The 16,095-nt window shown below is 40.0% G+C and carries 12 protein-coding genes; 7 read left to right on the forward strand and 5 right to left on the reverse strand.

Annotation, left to right across the window (positions count from 1 at the left end; translation table 11 throughout):
* Positions 1 to 9: 9 nt before the first annotated feature.
* Entirely contained in the window at positions 10 to 2,937 is a 2,928-nt protein-coding gene (locus PISS_RS16770) for a TonB-dependent receptor (protein WP_058155768.1), read from the forward strand.
* A 120-nt stretch (positions 2,938 to 3,057) separates the two neighbouring features.
* Complete coding sequence (locus tag PISS_RS16775; protein ID WP_013462940.1) at positions 3,058 to 3,855, forward strand: response regulator; 798 nt, start codon at positions 3,058 to 3,060, stop codon at positions 3,853 to 3,855.
* 26 nt (positions 3,856 to 3,881) lie between these two features.
* Here PISS_RS16775 and PISS_RS16780 read toward each other — a convergent pair whose 3' ends face one another.
* The 5 genes from PISS_RS16780 to PISS_RS16800 form a co-directional block, all read right to left on the reverse strand.
* A complete protein-coding gene (locus tag PISS_RS16780; protein WP_058155770.1) occupies positions 3,882 to 5,969 on the reverse strand; it encodes a bifunctional diguanylate cyclase/phosphodiesterase in 2,088 nt (695 codons plus the stop codon).
* A gap of 182 nt (positions 5,970 to 6,151) precedes the next feature.
* Positions 6,152 to 6,832, reverse strand: a complete 681-nt coding sequence (locus PISS_RS16785) for an SDR family oxidoreductase (RefSeq protein WP_058155772.1) — start codon at positions 6,830 to 6,832, stop codon at positions 6,152 to 6,154.
* A 258-nt stretch (positions 6,833 to 7,090) separates the two neighbouring features.
* A complete protein-coding gene (astB, locus tag PISS_RS16790; protein ID WP_036955249.1) occupies positions 7,091 to 8,437 on the reverse strand; it encodes an N-succinylarginine dihydrolase in 1,347 nt (448 codons plus the stop codon).
* Positions 8,438 to 8,866: 429 nt separating this feature from the next.
* Positions 8,867 to 9,961, reverse strand: a complete 1,095-nt coding sequence (locus PISS_RS16795) for an L-dopachrome tautomerase-related protein (protein WP_013462945.1) — start codon at positions 9,959 to 9,961, stop codon at positions 8,867 to 8,869.
* A 47-nt stretch (positions 9,962 to 10,008) separates the two neighbouring features.
* Positions 10,009 to 10,443: a MarR family winged helix-turn-helix transcriptional regulator gene (locus tag PISS_RS16800; RefSeq protein ID WP_024602753.1), complete on the reverse strand. Its 435-nt coding sequence runs from the start codon at positions 10,441 to 10,443 to the stop codon at positions 10,009 to 10,011.
* A gap of 129 nt (positions 10,444 to 10,572) precedes the next feature.
* Between PISS_RS16800 and PISS_RS16805 the strand changes: the two genes are divergently transcribed.
* The 5 genes from PISS_RS16805 (at position 10,573) to PISS_RS16825 (ending at position 16,056) form a co-directional block, all read left to right on the forward strand.
* Positions 10,573 to 11,001 (forward strand): organic hydroperoxide resistance protein, encoded by a 429-nt coding sequence (locus PISS_RS16805; protein ID WP_013462947.1) that lies wholly within the window; start codon positions 10,573 to 10,575, stop codon positions 10,999 to 11,001.
* Positions 11,002 to 11,202: 201 nt separating this feature from the next.
* Entirely contained in the window at positions 11,203 to 11,559 is a 357-nt protein-coding gene (locus tag PISS_RS16810) for a metalloregulator ArsR/SmtB family transcription factor (protein ID WP_013462948.1), read from the forward strand.
* A gap of 16 nt (positions 11,560 to 11,575) precedes the next feature.
* Positions 11,576 to 12,589 carry an ArsJ-associated glyceraldehyde-3-phosphate dehydrogenase gene (locus PISS_RS16815; protein WP_058155774.1) on the forward strand — a complete coding sequence of 338 codons (1,014 nt, stop codon included), beginning with the start codon at positions 11,576 to 11,578 and terminating at the stop codon, positions 12,587 to 12,589.
* Positions 12,590 to 12,604: 15 nt separating this feature from the next.
* Positions 12,605 to 13,825 (forward strand): organoarsenical effux MFS transporter ArsJ, encoded by a 1,221-nt coding sequence (gene arsJ, locus PISS_RS16820; RefSeq protein WP_058155776.1) that lies wholly within the window; start codon positions 12,605 to 12,607, stop codon positions 13,823 to 13,825.
* A gap of 113 nt (positions 13,826 to 13,938) precedes the next feature.
* Entirely contained in the window at positions 13,939 to 16,056 is a 2,118-nt protein-coding gene (locus PISS_RS16825; protein WP_058155777.1) for a methyl-accepting chemotaxis protein, read from the forward strand.
* Positions 16,057 to 16,095 lie beyond the last annotated feature (39 nt).

The following is a 16,095-nucleotide window of genomic DNA, read 5'->3' on the forward strand; positions in this document are numbered from 1 at the left end:
GTTAAAACTATGACCGCTCATCGGATAACCCACGCTGCACATCACTCTCTTCCACTTTTTATTAAATCAACGCTATGCGTGTCTATTCTATCTGTTGTCAATCATGCATATGCTGATGAAGCAGAAGATAAAACATTAAAAAGCAAAGATATGGAAGTCATTGAGGTGCGTGGTATTCGTTCCAGTATGGCGGCTAATTTAGATATAAAGCGTTTATCGAGCTCTGTGGTTGATGCCATAACAGCAGAAGATATTGGTAAGTTTCCTGATAAAAATGTCGCTGATTCATTACAACGCGTACCTGGCGTGGTGATTGACCGTGACGGAGGCGAAGGCTCATCGGTAAGTATTAGGGGGTTATCATCTGAGCTAACCTTTTCTCAGCTAAATGGTAATTTTATTGCGTCATCACCAGGTGAGCCGTCTCGCTCATTTGATTATGCATTACTGCCCTCAGCCATGATTGAAAGCGTGGAAGTGTATAAATCGCCAGAAGCGCGTTTAGATGAGGGGGGCGTAGGCGGCACGGTATTAATGCATAGTCGTAAACCGCTGAGTATGGAGGCAAACTCTGGAGTAATTAACATTGAAAGCACCTATGCCGATGTGACTGAAGAATCTGAGCCGCAGTTAACCGCGCTTTATTCTTGGAAGAACGAGGCTGATACCTTTGGCATGTTGTTTGGTTATACCTCACAAAAACGCACTAACCGAACTCTCTCAGGAGGCACAGATGCAAACGTATGGCGCTTTGCCGGTGATAACCCGGTAGATACCAATGGCGAGCTGGTTGAAAACAATAATCAGTGGGGCTCAATAAGTGATGCTCAGGGTAATAATTATAACGATGTTTGGTTTCCTCAAGTGGTTCGTGGCTCAATTGTAAACGAATTACGTGAGCGAGAAGGGGTGCAATTTAGCACGCAGTGGCGTCCAACCAGCCGTGTTGAAATTGGCTTTAACTATTTTGGATTTTCACTTGATAAAAATAGAACAGAGTCGGTGATTGATATACCTGAGTGGTCTTTAAATCCTGACTTTTTAACCGATGTAAGTTTGGATGAGTCGGGCACTATTATCAATGGGATGCAATTTGATGCAGCTGCGAGTGGCGCAGAGAATGATATGCAATTGCCGTGGATGCGAGGCCGTTATGTGCGTGAAGAGTCGACCTCAAACACCTTTGATTTTAATTTAACCTATGAAGGCGATTATTTTAAAGCCCGTTTTGTGGCGGGCAATACGCGCTCTGAAGGCGGGCCAAAGGAGAGTTGGGAAGCGGCGTATAAAAGTTCAAACGCCGGTGAAAATGAAAGCCGTATAGAAAATGCATCGCAAACAGCGGGTTGGCAAATTAATGAAAACGACATTAGTTTAAATATAGACCCAAATACGCTAGCAAACCTACTTAATGGCGTGGGAGGCGGTCGCGATCCGGGCTCGTCAAATTCAAGTTTTGTACGCAGTGAACTCGAAGAAGATTACTACCAAGCTGACTTTGATATTTATACCGATTGGGGCATTTTAAGAACAATTAAAACCGGCGTAAAGTACCGAGAAGCTACGCTGCATCGCGAAACCGGTAATACCTTCTTTTTAGATCCTAATTTTGATATTGCTGCAGGAGAAGCCAGCGAGGGGGGGATCACACGTTTTGACAGTTATCAGTGGAACAACGGTATGCCACTAGCACAAGACGTGTTTATTAACGAGGGTAACATTGCTGGTGGTTTTAATATAAACCAAATGCCCGGTATTGATTGGCAAAAATATCGTGACATTGTGACCAGTCATTATGTGCCGTATACACGCAAAGAAGATAACTTTATTTATGATATTGAAGAGCAAATAGCGGCGTTTTATCTGCAAGGTGACTTTGAGTTTAATAGCGTGCGAGGTAATTTAGGGGTGCGTGTGGTGCGCACTAAAACCATGACATCATCAACCGACCTATATACTTATTTATTAGATCATACCAATGATGACACCGGCGAGCCGGTAACGGGAGATGATCGATTTGTTGAAGACTATCAACTTATTACTCAAGAGAGTACCGATACTCAAATTCTTCCTAGCTTTAATATTGCTTGGGATATAAGTGATGATGTAGTGGTACGAGGCGCGGTTGCTAAAGTGATGTCACGACCTGATTATGCCGATTTAGGCGCACAACAACGCATTACGTTTGTCTCAGATGAGTGGGCAGACGATAGAGCTGAGTTTAATGAAATTCCGGGTTTTAGTGGCAGTGGCGGTAATAAAAACTTAAAGCCATTTGAGTCGGTGCAAGCTGATTTATCTATTGAATATTACTACAGCGAAGGCTCTGCCATTGGTTTAGCGCTGTTTCATAAAACTGTTGATAATTTTGTTGTACCCTTAGTCATTGATGTACAACAAGATTTTGCTGGTAAAGAGGGCATTGTTGAGGCAGGAAATATTACTATATCGCCATATAGCACAGTAGGTAATGGCACTGATGCCGTATCTAAAGGGGCGGAAGTATTTATACAGCATGCCTTTGATAGTGGTTTTGGTTTTTATGCAAACTACACTTATAACAAAACCAATAAAGCCGATGTAGAAGTGGATGGTAAAGAGTTTGGTAAATCGCCACTAATAGGCAGTGCTAAGTATCAATACAATACCTCGATATATTATGAGGGAGATGCCTTTAATATTCGAGCTTCTTATAATAAACGCGGTGAAACTGTGTTGGGTTTAAATAGCGGCTTAAATGTATACCAAGACCCATACGAGCAAGTTGATGTAAATGCTTCGATTAATTTATTAGAGGATTTGAGTTTGACCGCTGCAGTTATTAATTTAACTAAATCTGAGTCGGTAAAGCGCCTAGGTAACGATACAGAGTCTCGGTTATTAAACTCAAGCTATTCGGGAAGACGTTATTATGCGGGCATAAACTACCGTTTTTAAGCTGAGTGTGTTGAGTTTAGGTAAACAAGCTGTTTTGTTGCTGTTTTAGCTTTTTCTTGTAAGTTATTACTTTATAATGAGCGTTATAAAAATTATAGAATTAATATTAACAGGATTGAAATGAGTGATTTAACGGCAATAGCCAACTTATCTATTTTATTAGTTGAGCCTTCTGAAGTTCAACAAAAGCTAATAAAAAAATCACTGGCTCAGTGCGGTGTTACACAAATTGAAACGGCCAGCACTCAAGAAAACGCGCTGGCTGCTTTATCAAATTATCACCCTGATTTAGTCATTAGTAGTATGTATTTTAGTGACGGTACTGCAGATTCTTTATTACAGGCAATACGCAGTAATAGTAATACTGAGCAACAGGCATTTATGTTGGTATCGAGCGAGCGTAATAAGCGCCATTTAGAGCAACTTAGGCAATCGGGGGTATTAGCGATTTTACCTAAACCGTTTAGTGCCGACGAAATAACCCGAGCGCTTAAAGCGACTTTGGATATTATTAGCGAGCAAGAAGTGGAACTAGAGCACTTTGATGTGACGCTTCTTAGAGTGCTTGTAGTTGATGACAGCCGTTTTGCACGAAAACACATTATAAGAGTGCTAGCGGGGATGGGAATTCCAGCACCGGTAGAGGCCGAAGACGGTAAACAAGCAATTGAAATGTTAAACAGCCAATCATTTGATTTAATTGTTACTGACTACAATATGCCAGAAATGGACGGTAAAGAATTAACTGAAACGGTAAGGCAATCGAATGCGTACTCGCATATTCCAATCTTGATGGTGAGCTCAGAAGCTAACGATACCCATTTAGCTAATATTGCTCAAGCGGGTGTGGACGCAATATGTGACAAACCGTTTGAGCCCGCTACTGTGCGCGATTTACTCTTTAAAATCATGAGCTAAAACATAACTATAAAAGCACTTTTTAACTAAAGTGCTTTTAAGTAACGCAATGAAAAATTGAGCAGCTTGGCGGCCGGCAAGGGCTTACTTAAATAAAATCCTTGAGCAATATCGCAGTTTAGCTCGTTGAGTAAATCTAGCTGCTCTTTGGTTTCTACCCCCTCAGCCACTACTTTTATTTCTAGGCTGTGTGACATAGCTATGGCCGCTTTCACTAAATTACAGTCTGCCTTGTTATCTGTTATGCCAGTAATAAAGCTGCGGTCAATTTTTAGCACATCAAAAGGGTATTCTCGTAAGTAACTTAATGATGAATACCCTGTGCCAAAGTCGTCCATTGACAGTTTTATGCCCAGCTCATCAATTTGCAATAAGGCATCATGAATTGACGCTTGGCTATTCATCAGCACCCCTTCGGTAATTTCCAGCTCTAAACATTCATTATTAATACTATTTTTATGCAGAGTGTGTTTAATTATATTAACCAGTTCCGGGTCTCTGAATTGGCGCGGTGATAAATTAATCGCCATGGTATAGTTTTGCTTGTTAATTGATTGCCATTCATTTAAAAAGCGTAAGGCTTGTTGAAGAACAAATACACCAATAGGCGTAATTAAGCCGGTTTGCTCTGCAATTGGGATAAACTCATCTGGGGTTATTTCCCCTAACACTATATTATGCCAACGAAGCAAGGCTTCAGCGCCAACGATGGTGTTTGTTTTTACATCTATTTGTGGTTGGTAATAAAGCTCAAATTCATTACGCTCCAGTGCACCATGCATTTGCTCTTCTATTTCAAAGCGGCGGCGCATGGCGACGTTCATTTGTGGGGTGAAAAAAGAGGACGTGTTTCGCCCCATAGTTTTTGCTTGGTACATAGCGGTGTCGGCATTTCGTAACAACACAGAGGCGCAGGTGCCATCCTTAGGGGAAATAGCAATCCCAATACTTAATGTCAGTATTAAGTCTCTACCTACAAGTTTAAAGGGTTTCCTAAATGCTTGAAGTAACCGCTCAGCAATCGCTAAAGCATCGTTTTCATCATTTAAATTGGATATTAAAACAATAAACTCATCGCCGCCTAATCGGCCTATTGTGTCACTTTTTTTAAGTGTTTGCTGTAATCTTGCTGCTGCCGCAATTAATAGTTCATCGCCCACTTCATGGCCTAAAGAGTCATTCACTTTTTTAAAGTCATCAAGATCTAAAAAGAACACTGCGGCTTTTTCGTGGCTCTTTTGTACTTCCAGTAATATTTGTGATAAGCGGTCTAGAGATAAAAAGCGATTAGGTAAATCGGTTAAGCTATCAAAGTGGGCCTGATGGCGAATTAGTTCAGCGGAGCGGTGTGGTTCGCTAATATCACGAATAATCACCATAATTTGGTTTTTTTTGGGCAGTAAACGCAATCTCGCTTCGTAATAAATTACGCCTTCAGGCATGCTTAATTCGTATTCAAAACTGACCATACTGTCTTGTGTTATCGTTTTTTCTATATGAACCTGAAACTTTTTCGCTACTTTTTCAGGTAATATATCCACCATTTTTTTACCAATAAACTGGTTAGGTGAAATATATAAATCGTTTTCATTATTTGCATGGTAGTCAGTAATAGTGCCATTTTGCTCTAATACAAAAAATAAATCAGGAATTGCCTCAAATAAAGTTTTGAGCATGGTGGCATTAAATACGGCTTCTGCTTGTGCTTTGTGCACCTCAGACAGATCAATATCAATACAGTACATTTGTTTGGTATTGTACTGATTGGTAAACATAACATGGCTTGAAAATACGGCTACATCATTGCCATTTTTATGGCTGAGTATTAGTTCTGATGCGGGAATTTCAATATCATACTTAATCCAATTACTATGCGCTTTAATAACGGGCTCTCGCATTGGCGCGGGTATAATTAAATCTTCGAGTTTTTTGCCAATGGCTTCTTGGTGTGTATACCCATAAAGTAATTCGCTGCCTTTATTCCAATAAATAACACGTCGTTGCTCATCGTAACCTTGTACTGAAATAGAATCGACAGCATCAAAAAGTTGATGCAACGGGTCATTAGTAACATATTGATGAGCTGGCATATTATTAGTTTTATTGGGAGCCATTAAATGGGTTCCAGTTATTGAATTACTTTCTTTATATAATAGACATAAAGTTGTGATTTAGCATGGTAAGCGGCGTTTCAATGAGTGACTTTTTATTGATTGAATAGATAGTGATTTGAATAAAGCACAGGTAAGCACTTTTATAGTAAAGGCCAATAAACATTGGCCTTTATATTTTATTATTAGTTGGTGGGCATTAAATAGATTTCGCGTACGCTATTACGCTGATTAGCTTCAATGGCAAACAAAACGGCATCGGCCACGTCTTGAGGGTCGAGCTTATCTGGTTTTGCTTCATCAAAAAATGGTGTATTCACCATGCCTGGGGCTATGGTTGTACATCGGCCATGCCAAGGTTTCATTTCTTCTGCAAGGTTTTGACCAAAGCCATGAGCAAACCATTTAGTGGCACCATAAATAGAGCCATCAATGGGTCTTCGTCCTGCTGCAGAGCTGGTTAAAATAAAATGTCCTTGGTTTTCACGTAAATGAGGCAAAGTGAGTTTAGCAGTCCAAAGCAATGCTTTAATATTAAGGTCAACCATGGCTGACCACTCTTGAGGATCGCCATTCTCTGTACCAGGTGATGACACACCCATGCCGGCGTTAGCGAATGCTACGTCTAATCGGCCAAATTTTTCAACGCCTTTACTCACTACATTCTCAAGTTCATTAAATGCAGTGGCATCGGCTGAAACGCTAAATGCATTTTCATGGCCTAACTCGTCAACTAGTTTATTGAGTTTATCTTCGCTGCGCGCGGTTAAGATCACTTTGTGGCCATTATTAACTAATGTTTTAGCGGTTGCCTCGCCAATGCCGCTCGATGCGCCGGTAATTAAAATTACTTTCTGTGTTGCCATGGTTTGTCTCCTTTTTTGGAATTCTGCCAAGCTTGAGTGTATAGACTCAATTAAATGAGTTAGTTAGGGTTAATTAAGTGACAGTAATGTCGTTTAAGCATGCTATCAGGAGTAATTCATTACCCTAATAGATAGAATCATATTTTTTTGAATAGTTAAGCTATAAGTATAATTATATAAACTTAACCTTAATTGAATTTAGAGAGATTAGCGATAAGGGTTTGAACGTATGTTTCAAACCCTAGTAGCCGAAAGCAATTAAGCTTCTAGTTGAAATGGGTATACCGATCCTAGGCTAAGTAACTGGGTTAACTCATCAAGCGCTTGATAACTTTCGGTTAATAACGCTGGATCGGCAAAATCGTTAGCACCGAGTTTATCGCGGTAATGGCGCGTAGCCCAATCACATAATTGGGTGTACTTTTGCTCATCTAAAATAACCTCAGGATTTACCGCTGCTAATTCTTGGCTATTAAGCGCCACGCGTAAACGCAAACAAGCAGGTCCGCCGCCATTTTGCATGCTTTGGCGTAAATCAAAAAACTGCACTTGATTTATGGGGTTATCGTCAATAATCATTTCTTCAATATACGCTTTTACAGCAGGATTACGCTGGCATTCTTGTGGGGCAACGAGCAACATTTTATCGTCACTAAGGCTAACCAGTTGGCTATTAAATAAATAGCTACTAACGGCATCTTGAATACTCACTTTGCTGGTTGGCACTTCAATAATATAAAGCTGTTTGTTACCTACATAGGCTTCGCGGATATCGTCTAATGCTTGCGTTTGATTTAAAAACGCCTGCTGATGGCATAATAAAACATTAGCGTTACCCACCGCGATTACATCATTATGGAACACCCCTTGGTCAATCACATCAGGGTTTTGTTGTAATAGTATTTGGCTGGTATCTTTTATATTGTGCAATCGACAAATGGCTTCAGACGCTTCCAAGGTTTGCCTTGCAGGGAACTTAACGGGTTTAACAAGCTGACTGTTAAAGGCACTTGCACCAAATACAAATAATTCTAGCCCGGTTTCACCATGGCTGTCGCACAGGCGAGTATGGTTTGCTGCGCCTTCATCACCAAAAAAACCTTGCTCAGGCAAATGTGAATGGTGTGCAAAGTATTGTTCGTTATTAAACATCGCTTTGAGCAAACGTGTAGTGGTGTTTGGCTCTAAAGAGCGATGAAATTTATTATTTAGATTAGCCGCAGTGAAGTGTACTTTGCCGTCGTTAGTATCAGGTGAAGGCGATACGGTGGCTGCATTAGCGGTCCACATGGCTGAGGCAGAGTAACAAGCGCGCAATAAAATAGGATCGGCTTTAAAGGCTTTATTAATGACTTGTGCATCGTTGCCAGTAAACCCTAAACGCCGCAATACATTTAAATCTGGGCGAGCATGAGGCGCAAATACCCCTTGGGTTAAGCCTTTATCGCGCATGGCTTTCATTTTAGCCAAGCCCTGCAATACTGCTTCTTGCGGATTTGAAAAGCTCGCCGCGTTATTTAACGAGGCAACATTGCCATACGACAAACCTGCGTAGTTATGAGTAGGGCCGACTAAGCCGTCAAAATTAACTTCTAAAGCATGCATACACGTTCCACTAACCAATTAAATAGTCTTTTACAATACAACGCTATGACTTAGCTTGCAAAGTCTGTTCAAAAATAGTTTTTAACGCGAGTAGATACGCTCTTTCTCACTGGTGGTATGCGTATTTGTTGGCTCATTAACTTGCCACACTGTGATATCTAAGCGCCATAAAAAATAAAGAGTGTTGTATAAATTAGACATAATTTTTTTCCTTGGTGTAACTAATGACAATTAAATATAAGGAAGAAGTATGCCAATTGTTTATTGAATATTTTATGAATATAAATCAGATATTTACTATTATTTCTTTAATACCTAGTTTGGTTGAGGCACCAAATTGGGGGAGTGATTATAAAATATGCACTTTTTTGGTGTGATGTTATAAAGCCCTGCATTACATGACAGGGCTAGGGTAATTGCGTTAGGTTATTAACGACCTACTTTACCTTTTACAAGGGGCGTAAACGACATCACTTTAAACTTATTAGGGTTTTGAGTTTTATCATTGCTTAACACCGGCGAGTTGTGCAAATCGTTTACTGTAAAATATATTTTATGATCTGCACCATAACTAAAGCCATCTGGCCAGCTTAGGCGATCATCTTTAAATAACACTTCATAGTCGCCATTTGGTTTTACGACGCCAATTGCACCATTGGTTATATCGGTCACATAGACGTTACCGCCCCCATCCACCGTAATGCCGTCGGAAATGGGTTTAGTGCCGTAGCGCATTACTTTAGCTTCTAGCGCTTTTGCTGAAAGCTGCTCGTTGTTAATTGCGCTGGTGGCAATACGATAAACCGAAGTCCCCGACATTGACCCAAAGTAAAGCCAGTCTTCGTTAGGATCAAGCGTAATTGGGTTAACACCTAAACGCGCAGGTTGTCCGCCTAGGCGCATTGTTCGGCCATTAATAACCATATCAATATTTTCGGCGGTGGTGTATTGGCTATCTTGTAATACTCTTCGCGCTTCACCGGTTTTTAGGTTTACTATAATAATCGCAGCCTGACTGCCTTGTGCTGTATCGGCAATGTAAATAACGCCGTGTTTATTATCGATAACTAAATCGTTTAAAAACGAGGTATCGGTAATTGTTGGTTTGGCTAGGTAAATAATTTTATGCAGTTGCTCTTGGTTGGTATCCCAACCAACTAATCGCCCCGCATGATCAGGCCCTGAGGTATCAAGCATCCACAGTATGCCGTCGCTTGATACATTAACACCGAGTACCCCGTAAAAGCCTTTACCCTTGTTGTATGCGTAAGCCCATTGCTCATTAGGGTAGGGTTTAGTGGTGCCATCACTTAATAGCTCCATGATTTTTTGATTTTGCCCATAAAAACCATGTATAGATAAAAACTTACGGCCAGATGGCGTAATGGCTATGTTGCCAGGCGGGTGTTGTGCATCAAATGTCGCAACAGTGGTTAATTCACTATTATTGGCAAGTGCTCCATTACTTACCAGTAATGTAATGCTGTAAGTAATAGCAATAAGTCGTTTTTTTAAATGAGTCATTAATTAACGCCTTGTTTGTTAAGTTATAGCTGGGTAAAGCTGGGTTTTTAGTCGGTCAGATCATTGACCACTAAGTCGAGTAACTGCATTAATTGTTGTGCTTGGGTTGTGTCGATACTGTCAAATTTGCAAAAAATCCTTTTTGGGATGTCGGCAGCTTCAAGTTTTAAAGAGTGACCCGTGTGAGTCAGTTGCACCAAACGCTTACGCTTATCGTGTTCGTCTTTTATAACGTTAAGTAATGACTTGTCGGTCATTTTTTTTAATATTTGAGTAAGCGCGCCACCATCAATTGCGGTTTTATCTATTAGCTCAGCGATAGTTACTTCATCTTGTTCCCACAGCGCCATCATAACAACATACTGAGGATAGGTAAGGTTAAGCTCAGCTAGAGGTTCTCGATAGGCACGGGCTATGCTGTTGGACGCCATATATAAACGATGGCATAACTGATTTTTTAATTTTAACTGTTCAAACGACATCGCTTTATCCTTCATTTCAATACAGAGTATTTTAGTTTGCATGCAAAGTATTTGCAATCGGAATTTAGTTGATCTATTATTTTGCATGCAAAGTAATTAACTTAGAAATTTTAATCTTAGGAGTTCACTATGAATGTATTACAAAATGTAGCTTATACAGCAAAAGCAACGGCAACAGGCGGACGTGAAGGCGTTGCTAAATCGGATGATGGTCGTTTAAATGTTAACTTATCAACACCTAAAGGGTTAGGTGGTGACGATGGACAAGGCACTAATCCAGAGCAATTATTTGCAGCAGGTTATGCTGCCTGTTTTATTGGTGCACTTAAGTTTGTAGCGGGTAGCGAAAAAATTGCGTTACCAAGTGATACTTACATTAACTCTGAAGTGTCTATTGGTGCGATTGATGCCGGTTTTGGTATTGCTGTAAAATTGGCTGTATCACTAGGTGATATGGACAAAGCAGCGGCACAAGCCTTGGTAGAGAAAGCACATCAAGTATGTCCATATTCAAATGCAACTCGTGGCAATATTGAAGTAGAGCTGTCGGTTATTTAATTAACCTCTTTATATTGTTTATAAAAACACGCCATGAGTGATCATTGCGTGTTTTTTATTGGGCACACCTCTAAAAGCCAAACTTGAGTTGACGCGGAAAATAGATAACTTTACCTGAATATATGAAATTTCATATATTCACTATTCCATATGTCTTTCTTTTCATATATTGTTGTTGTATGCAAAACAAGACTACACTGTATGAATCAACTAAATCCTCTGCATTTTTTTAAATGTATCGCTGACGACACCCGCTTAAAGACAATACTGCTTATTGCGCATGAAGATGAGTTATGTGTATGTGAATTAGTGGCGGCACTTGATGTAAGCCAGCCTAAAATTTCACGGCATTTAGCTGTATTACGTCAATGCGGTTTGCTTGCTGATCGTAAGCAAAATCAATGGGTGTTCTATAGCTTAAATAAATCACTACCTGATTGGGCGAAAGATGTAATTACAAAAACATTACATGCCACCCCTACATTTTATGAGCATCAATTACAGCGTTTAAATGTGATGGGCAAGCGTCCTGAGCGAATTTTAAAATGCTGTGACTAACTAAAGGAATTTTATAATGACGATTAAAGTAGGCATAAATGGTTTTGGACGAATCGGACGTTTAACCTTACGAGCGGCAATTGATTGGCCTGAGGTTGAATTTGTACATGTTAATGATGTGGCTGCTGATGCGAAAACACATGCCCATTTATTAGAATTTGACTCGGTTCACGGGCGCCTAAAATATGAGGTGCAAGCCGATGATAATAGTTTTTCTGTAGCAAAGCATACGGTTAAAGTAACGAATAATAAATCGATTGCAGAGACTGACTGGTCACAATGTGATGTGGTGATTGAAGCCAGCGGTAAAATGAAAACAACAGAATTACTCAACGCTTATTTAGCGCAAGGTGTAAAGCGTGTGGTTGTTACTGCCCCAGTTAAAGAAGAGAGTGTTTTGAATGTGGTAATAGGGGTGAACGATCATCTTTATAATCCGCAGTTACATAAAATTGTTACCGCGGCTTCATGCACAACAAATTGTTTAGCGCCTTTGGTAAAAGTATTGCAAGAAAAAGTAGGGATTAAGCATGGATCCATAACAACGATTCATGACATTACCAACACCCAAACCATTATAGATGCACCTCATAAAGATTTACGTCGCGCGCGCTCATGCGGAACAAGTTTAATTCCTACCACTACCGGCAGTGCAACGGCTATTACGCAGATATTCCCTGAGCTTAAAGGAAAATTAAACGGCCATGCGGTTCGAGTCCCCCTAACCAATGCATCAATTACTGATTGCGTGTTTGAACTAGAGCGTGGTGTAACCGAACAAGAAGTGAATGGATGGTTTAAGCAAGCGGCTAATAACGAGCTAAAAGGCATTTTAGGCTATGAAGAAAAGCCATTGGTATCTATTGATTACAAAACAGACCCTCGTAGCACAATTATAGATGCGCTTTCGACAATGGTTATAAACCATACTCAACTTAAACTCTATGCTTGGTATGACAATGAATGGGGTTATGCCAACCGGACTGCTGAGCTGATGCTCAAAGTAGGACAAAGTGATTTAGTAAACTAGTTCAGGGTATTGAAGATGTTTTCACAAATCGCCAATTTACCATCGGCTTTAAAACAGTATGGCATTATTACGGGTAATTACTGGGCTTTTACGCTAACAGATGGCGCACTTCGCATGCTGGTGGTGCTGTATTTTCATCAGTTAGGGTATGGCGCGCTCGCGATTGCCATGCTGTTTGTGTTTTATGAGTTATTTGGGGTTATTACTAACTTAATTGGCGGTTGGTTAGGTGCGCATTTAGGTTTAAATAAAACCATGAACATAGGATTAGGGTTGCAAGTTGTGGCCTTAGCTATGTTGTGTGCACCAAGCGATTGGTTATCGGTAAGTTATGTAATGTTAGCGCAAGCATTAAGTGGGGTTGCCAAAGATCTCAATAAAATGAGCGCTAAAAGTGCGATTAAATATTTAGTTCCCGAAGGTGATAATCAGCAAAGCCAATTATACAAATGGATTGCTATATTAACGGGCTCTAAAAATGCATTAAAAGGAGTTGGCTTCTTTTTAGGGGGGCTATTACTTACTTTACTAGGATTTGTTGGAGCGTTAGTTGCTTTAATTATGCTTTTAACTATCGCTTGGATCATTAGCTTAGTGTATTTAGAGGGTGATATAGGCAAAGCTAAAAATAAACCAAAATTTAAAGCGTTATTTTCTAAGTCTAGGGCAATTAATTTACTTAGTGCCGCTCGGTTTTGTTTATTTGCTGCTCGTGATGTATGGTTTGTTGTTGCACTGCCTGTTTATTTAGCCTCGCAATTTAATTGGCCACACTGGTGGGTTAGTGGTTTTATGGCACTATGGGTGATTGCTTATGGGGTAGTGCAATCTCAAGCACCAAAAATTACGGGTAAGTCACTTGTCAGTAATGATGCGATAAAGAAAGCGTTTTACTGGGGGGGAGTATTGGCGTGTGTCACCTTGTTATTGGCCTGTTTGATGCAGTTGAATATAGCTGTAAACACTACGCTAATTGTTGGGTTATTTATTTTTGGTGCTGCATTTGCTATTAACTCATCATTACACAGTTATTTGATTGTCAGCCTTGCTAAAAGTGATGGTGTTTCTCTGGATGTAGGTTTTTATTACATGGCTAACGCTGCAGGAAGACTGGTCGGGACAGTACTTTCTGGTTTTATGTATAAAGTATATGGACTGCAGGCCTGTTTGTGGGTAAGCGCTAGCTTACTTTTGCTCGTTTGTTTAATCACTCAGCGGTTAACTAAACAAAGTTAGCCGAACACTAAATACTAAAATAAGTCACTAAACGGTATTTCTGAAATATTTTATAGTATGTTCTTTTAATTGGTCTAAACTAAAAAATACATATGTAAGGTAAGGTAATTTTAATGCGGGAAATAGCGTTAGCAAAAAAGTTATTGTGGATAAGTGTTGGAAGTATACTTTTAACGGTTGTACTATTTTCAGGAATATTGTGGTCTAAATTATCATCAAGTAATGCACAAACCTCTTCAGAGGCAGAAACATTAATTGTCAGTGAAGTAGATGGTCGCTTAACCGCAAATGCAGCCGCATACGGTGAGAAAATTGCTGCATTTATCAATGAAGCTTATCGGATCCCATACGCTCTTGGCAGTATTTTAGAAGACGCCGATAAAACATCCATAGACAGAGAATCTGTTGTTCTACTAAATCGCTCAATACTAGAAAGCAATGATGTTATTTCTAGTATTTACTCACAGTTTGAAAAAAATGGCTTTGATGGCAAAGATAGTGATTTTACCCAAGGGTACGATCACTCAGTTGCTGGAGCTGGCACACTAGAGGTTTATCTAACGAGAAATTCGAACGGCGTTGTTGAACAACAAGTAGTAGAAGATGCCTCAGAAAAATATGTTGATAAAATTAATGAATTCGGTTTACGTGAAGCCGAATGGTACTTGTGTGCAAAAGACAAATTAAAACCCTGTATCATGGAACCCTACCTCTATGAAATAACACCGGGTTATTCTGAAATGATGACCTCTTTAGTGGTGCCTATTATTAAATCAGGCCAGTTTGTAGGGGTAACAGGCGCGGATATTACACTACCTGTATTTCAAAAATTGACAGAAGAGCTTTCAAAAGCGCTTTACGATGGTAAAGCAAAAGTAACGTTACTTAGTCATTTAGGTTTAATTGTCGGTACGAGCCACTACAAAGAAAAACTAGGTCGCCCTTTAAAAGAAGCGGTTAGCGCTAAAAGTTATGAGAGTTATAAAGCTCTAAAAGGCACCAAAGGAACAAACAAACAAGGCGCTGAAATAATGGTGTCTTACCCGATTGAAATTAAGCTTGCTGATGTGAAATGGATGCTGCTAATTGAAGTACCCGCTGAACTTGCCTTTGAAGGACCTATTCAATTAACTGCTGGGATGTCTGAGGCTGCAAAAGAGCTGGGTGTGATTATTTTGATCACGGGAACTGTGATTGCGGTATTGGCATTTATAGTAATGAAGCTTGTTGTAGGCAGTGTTGTAGCGCCACTTAAACAAATACAAGAACGTGTAGATAACCTAGCCAGCTCTGAAGGTGATTTAACACAAACACTACATGTGGATACGCATGCTGAGCTTATAGCTTTGGCCGGAGGATTTAATAAGTTTTTATCAAAACTGCGTGAACTTATTAGTGAGCTAAAAGCGGTCTCGGATCAAACCAAGCATCAAGGCGAAGTTACCTCAAATATTGCCGTAGAAACCAAGCATAATGTTCAGGCACAGTTTAAAGAAATTGAAAGTGTGGTGACGGCAATGAACGAAATGAGCGCGACAGCACTTGAAGTGGCAAAAGCTTCTGAGCAATCTGCGCAACAAGCTGATGAAATCAATACCTTAGTGGTTAGCAGCGAGTCGAGTTTATCTTCTGCGATGACCCAAGTTAAAACAATGTCTGAGGAAATCAAAGAAGCCAACCAAGCAGTCGAAAAAGTGGCCTCACGTAGTAATGATATTACGCAAATTTTGGATGTGATCCGAACTATTTCTGAGCAAACAAATTTACTGGCATTGAATGCCGCCATTGAGGCTGCACGTGCCGGTGAACATGGTCGAGGTTTTGCTGTTGTTGCGGATGAAGTTAGGGCTTTAGCGTCTAAAACTCGCTCATCCACCGACGATATTAGCAGCCTAATTGATAGCTTGTTATCAGAAGTAGGAAATGCCTCAACTGTCATCGAAAAAGGCGTTGTACGTGCTGAAAATGCAGTTGATGAAACTTCTACTGCCTTTGATGCACTGCACAGTGTTGTTGTAAAAGTGGATGAAATAACTAACCAAATCACCCATATTGCAACCGCAGCTGAAGAGCAAAGTTTGGTCACTGAAGAAATAAATCGTAATTTAACTATTATTTCTGATGCGGCATCTCAGCTCTCTGATTTATCTGCTCAGGCAGGCGATAGCAGCCAAGAACTCAATAAGTTGGTTGCACAGCAAGACGCTGAGCTGAATAAGTTGAAAACGTAAATTTTTTATTTAGAGTTAAACAAGCGGCTAATTTAATAC

Origin of the sequence: Pseudoalteromonas issachenkonii, assembly GCF_002310795.1 — a bacterium.
In the GTDB taxonomy this organism is placed as follows: Bacteria; Pseudomonadota; Gammaproteobacteria; order Enterobacterales; family Alteromonadaceae; genus Pseudoalteromonas; species Pseudoalteromonas tetraodonis.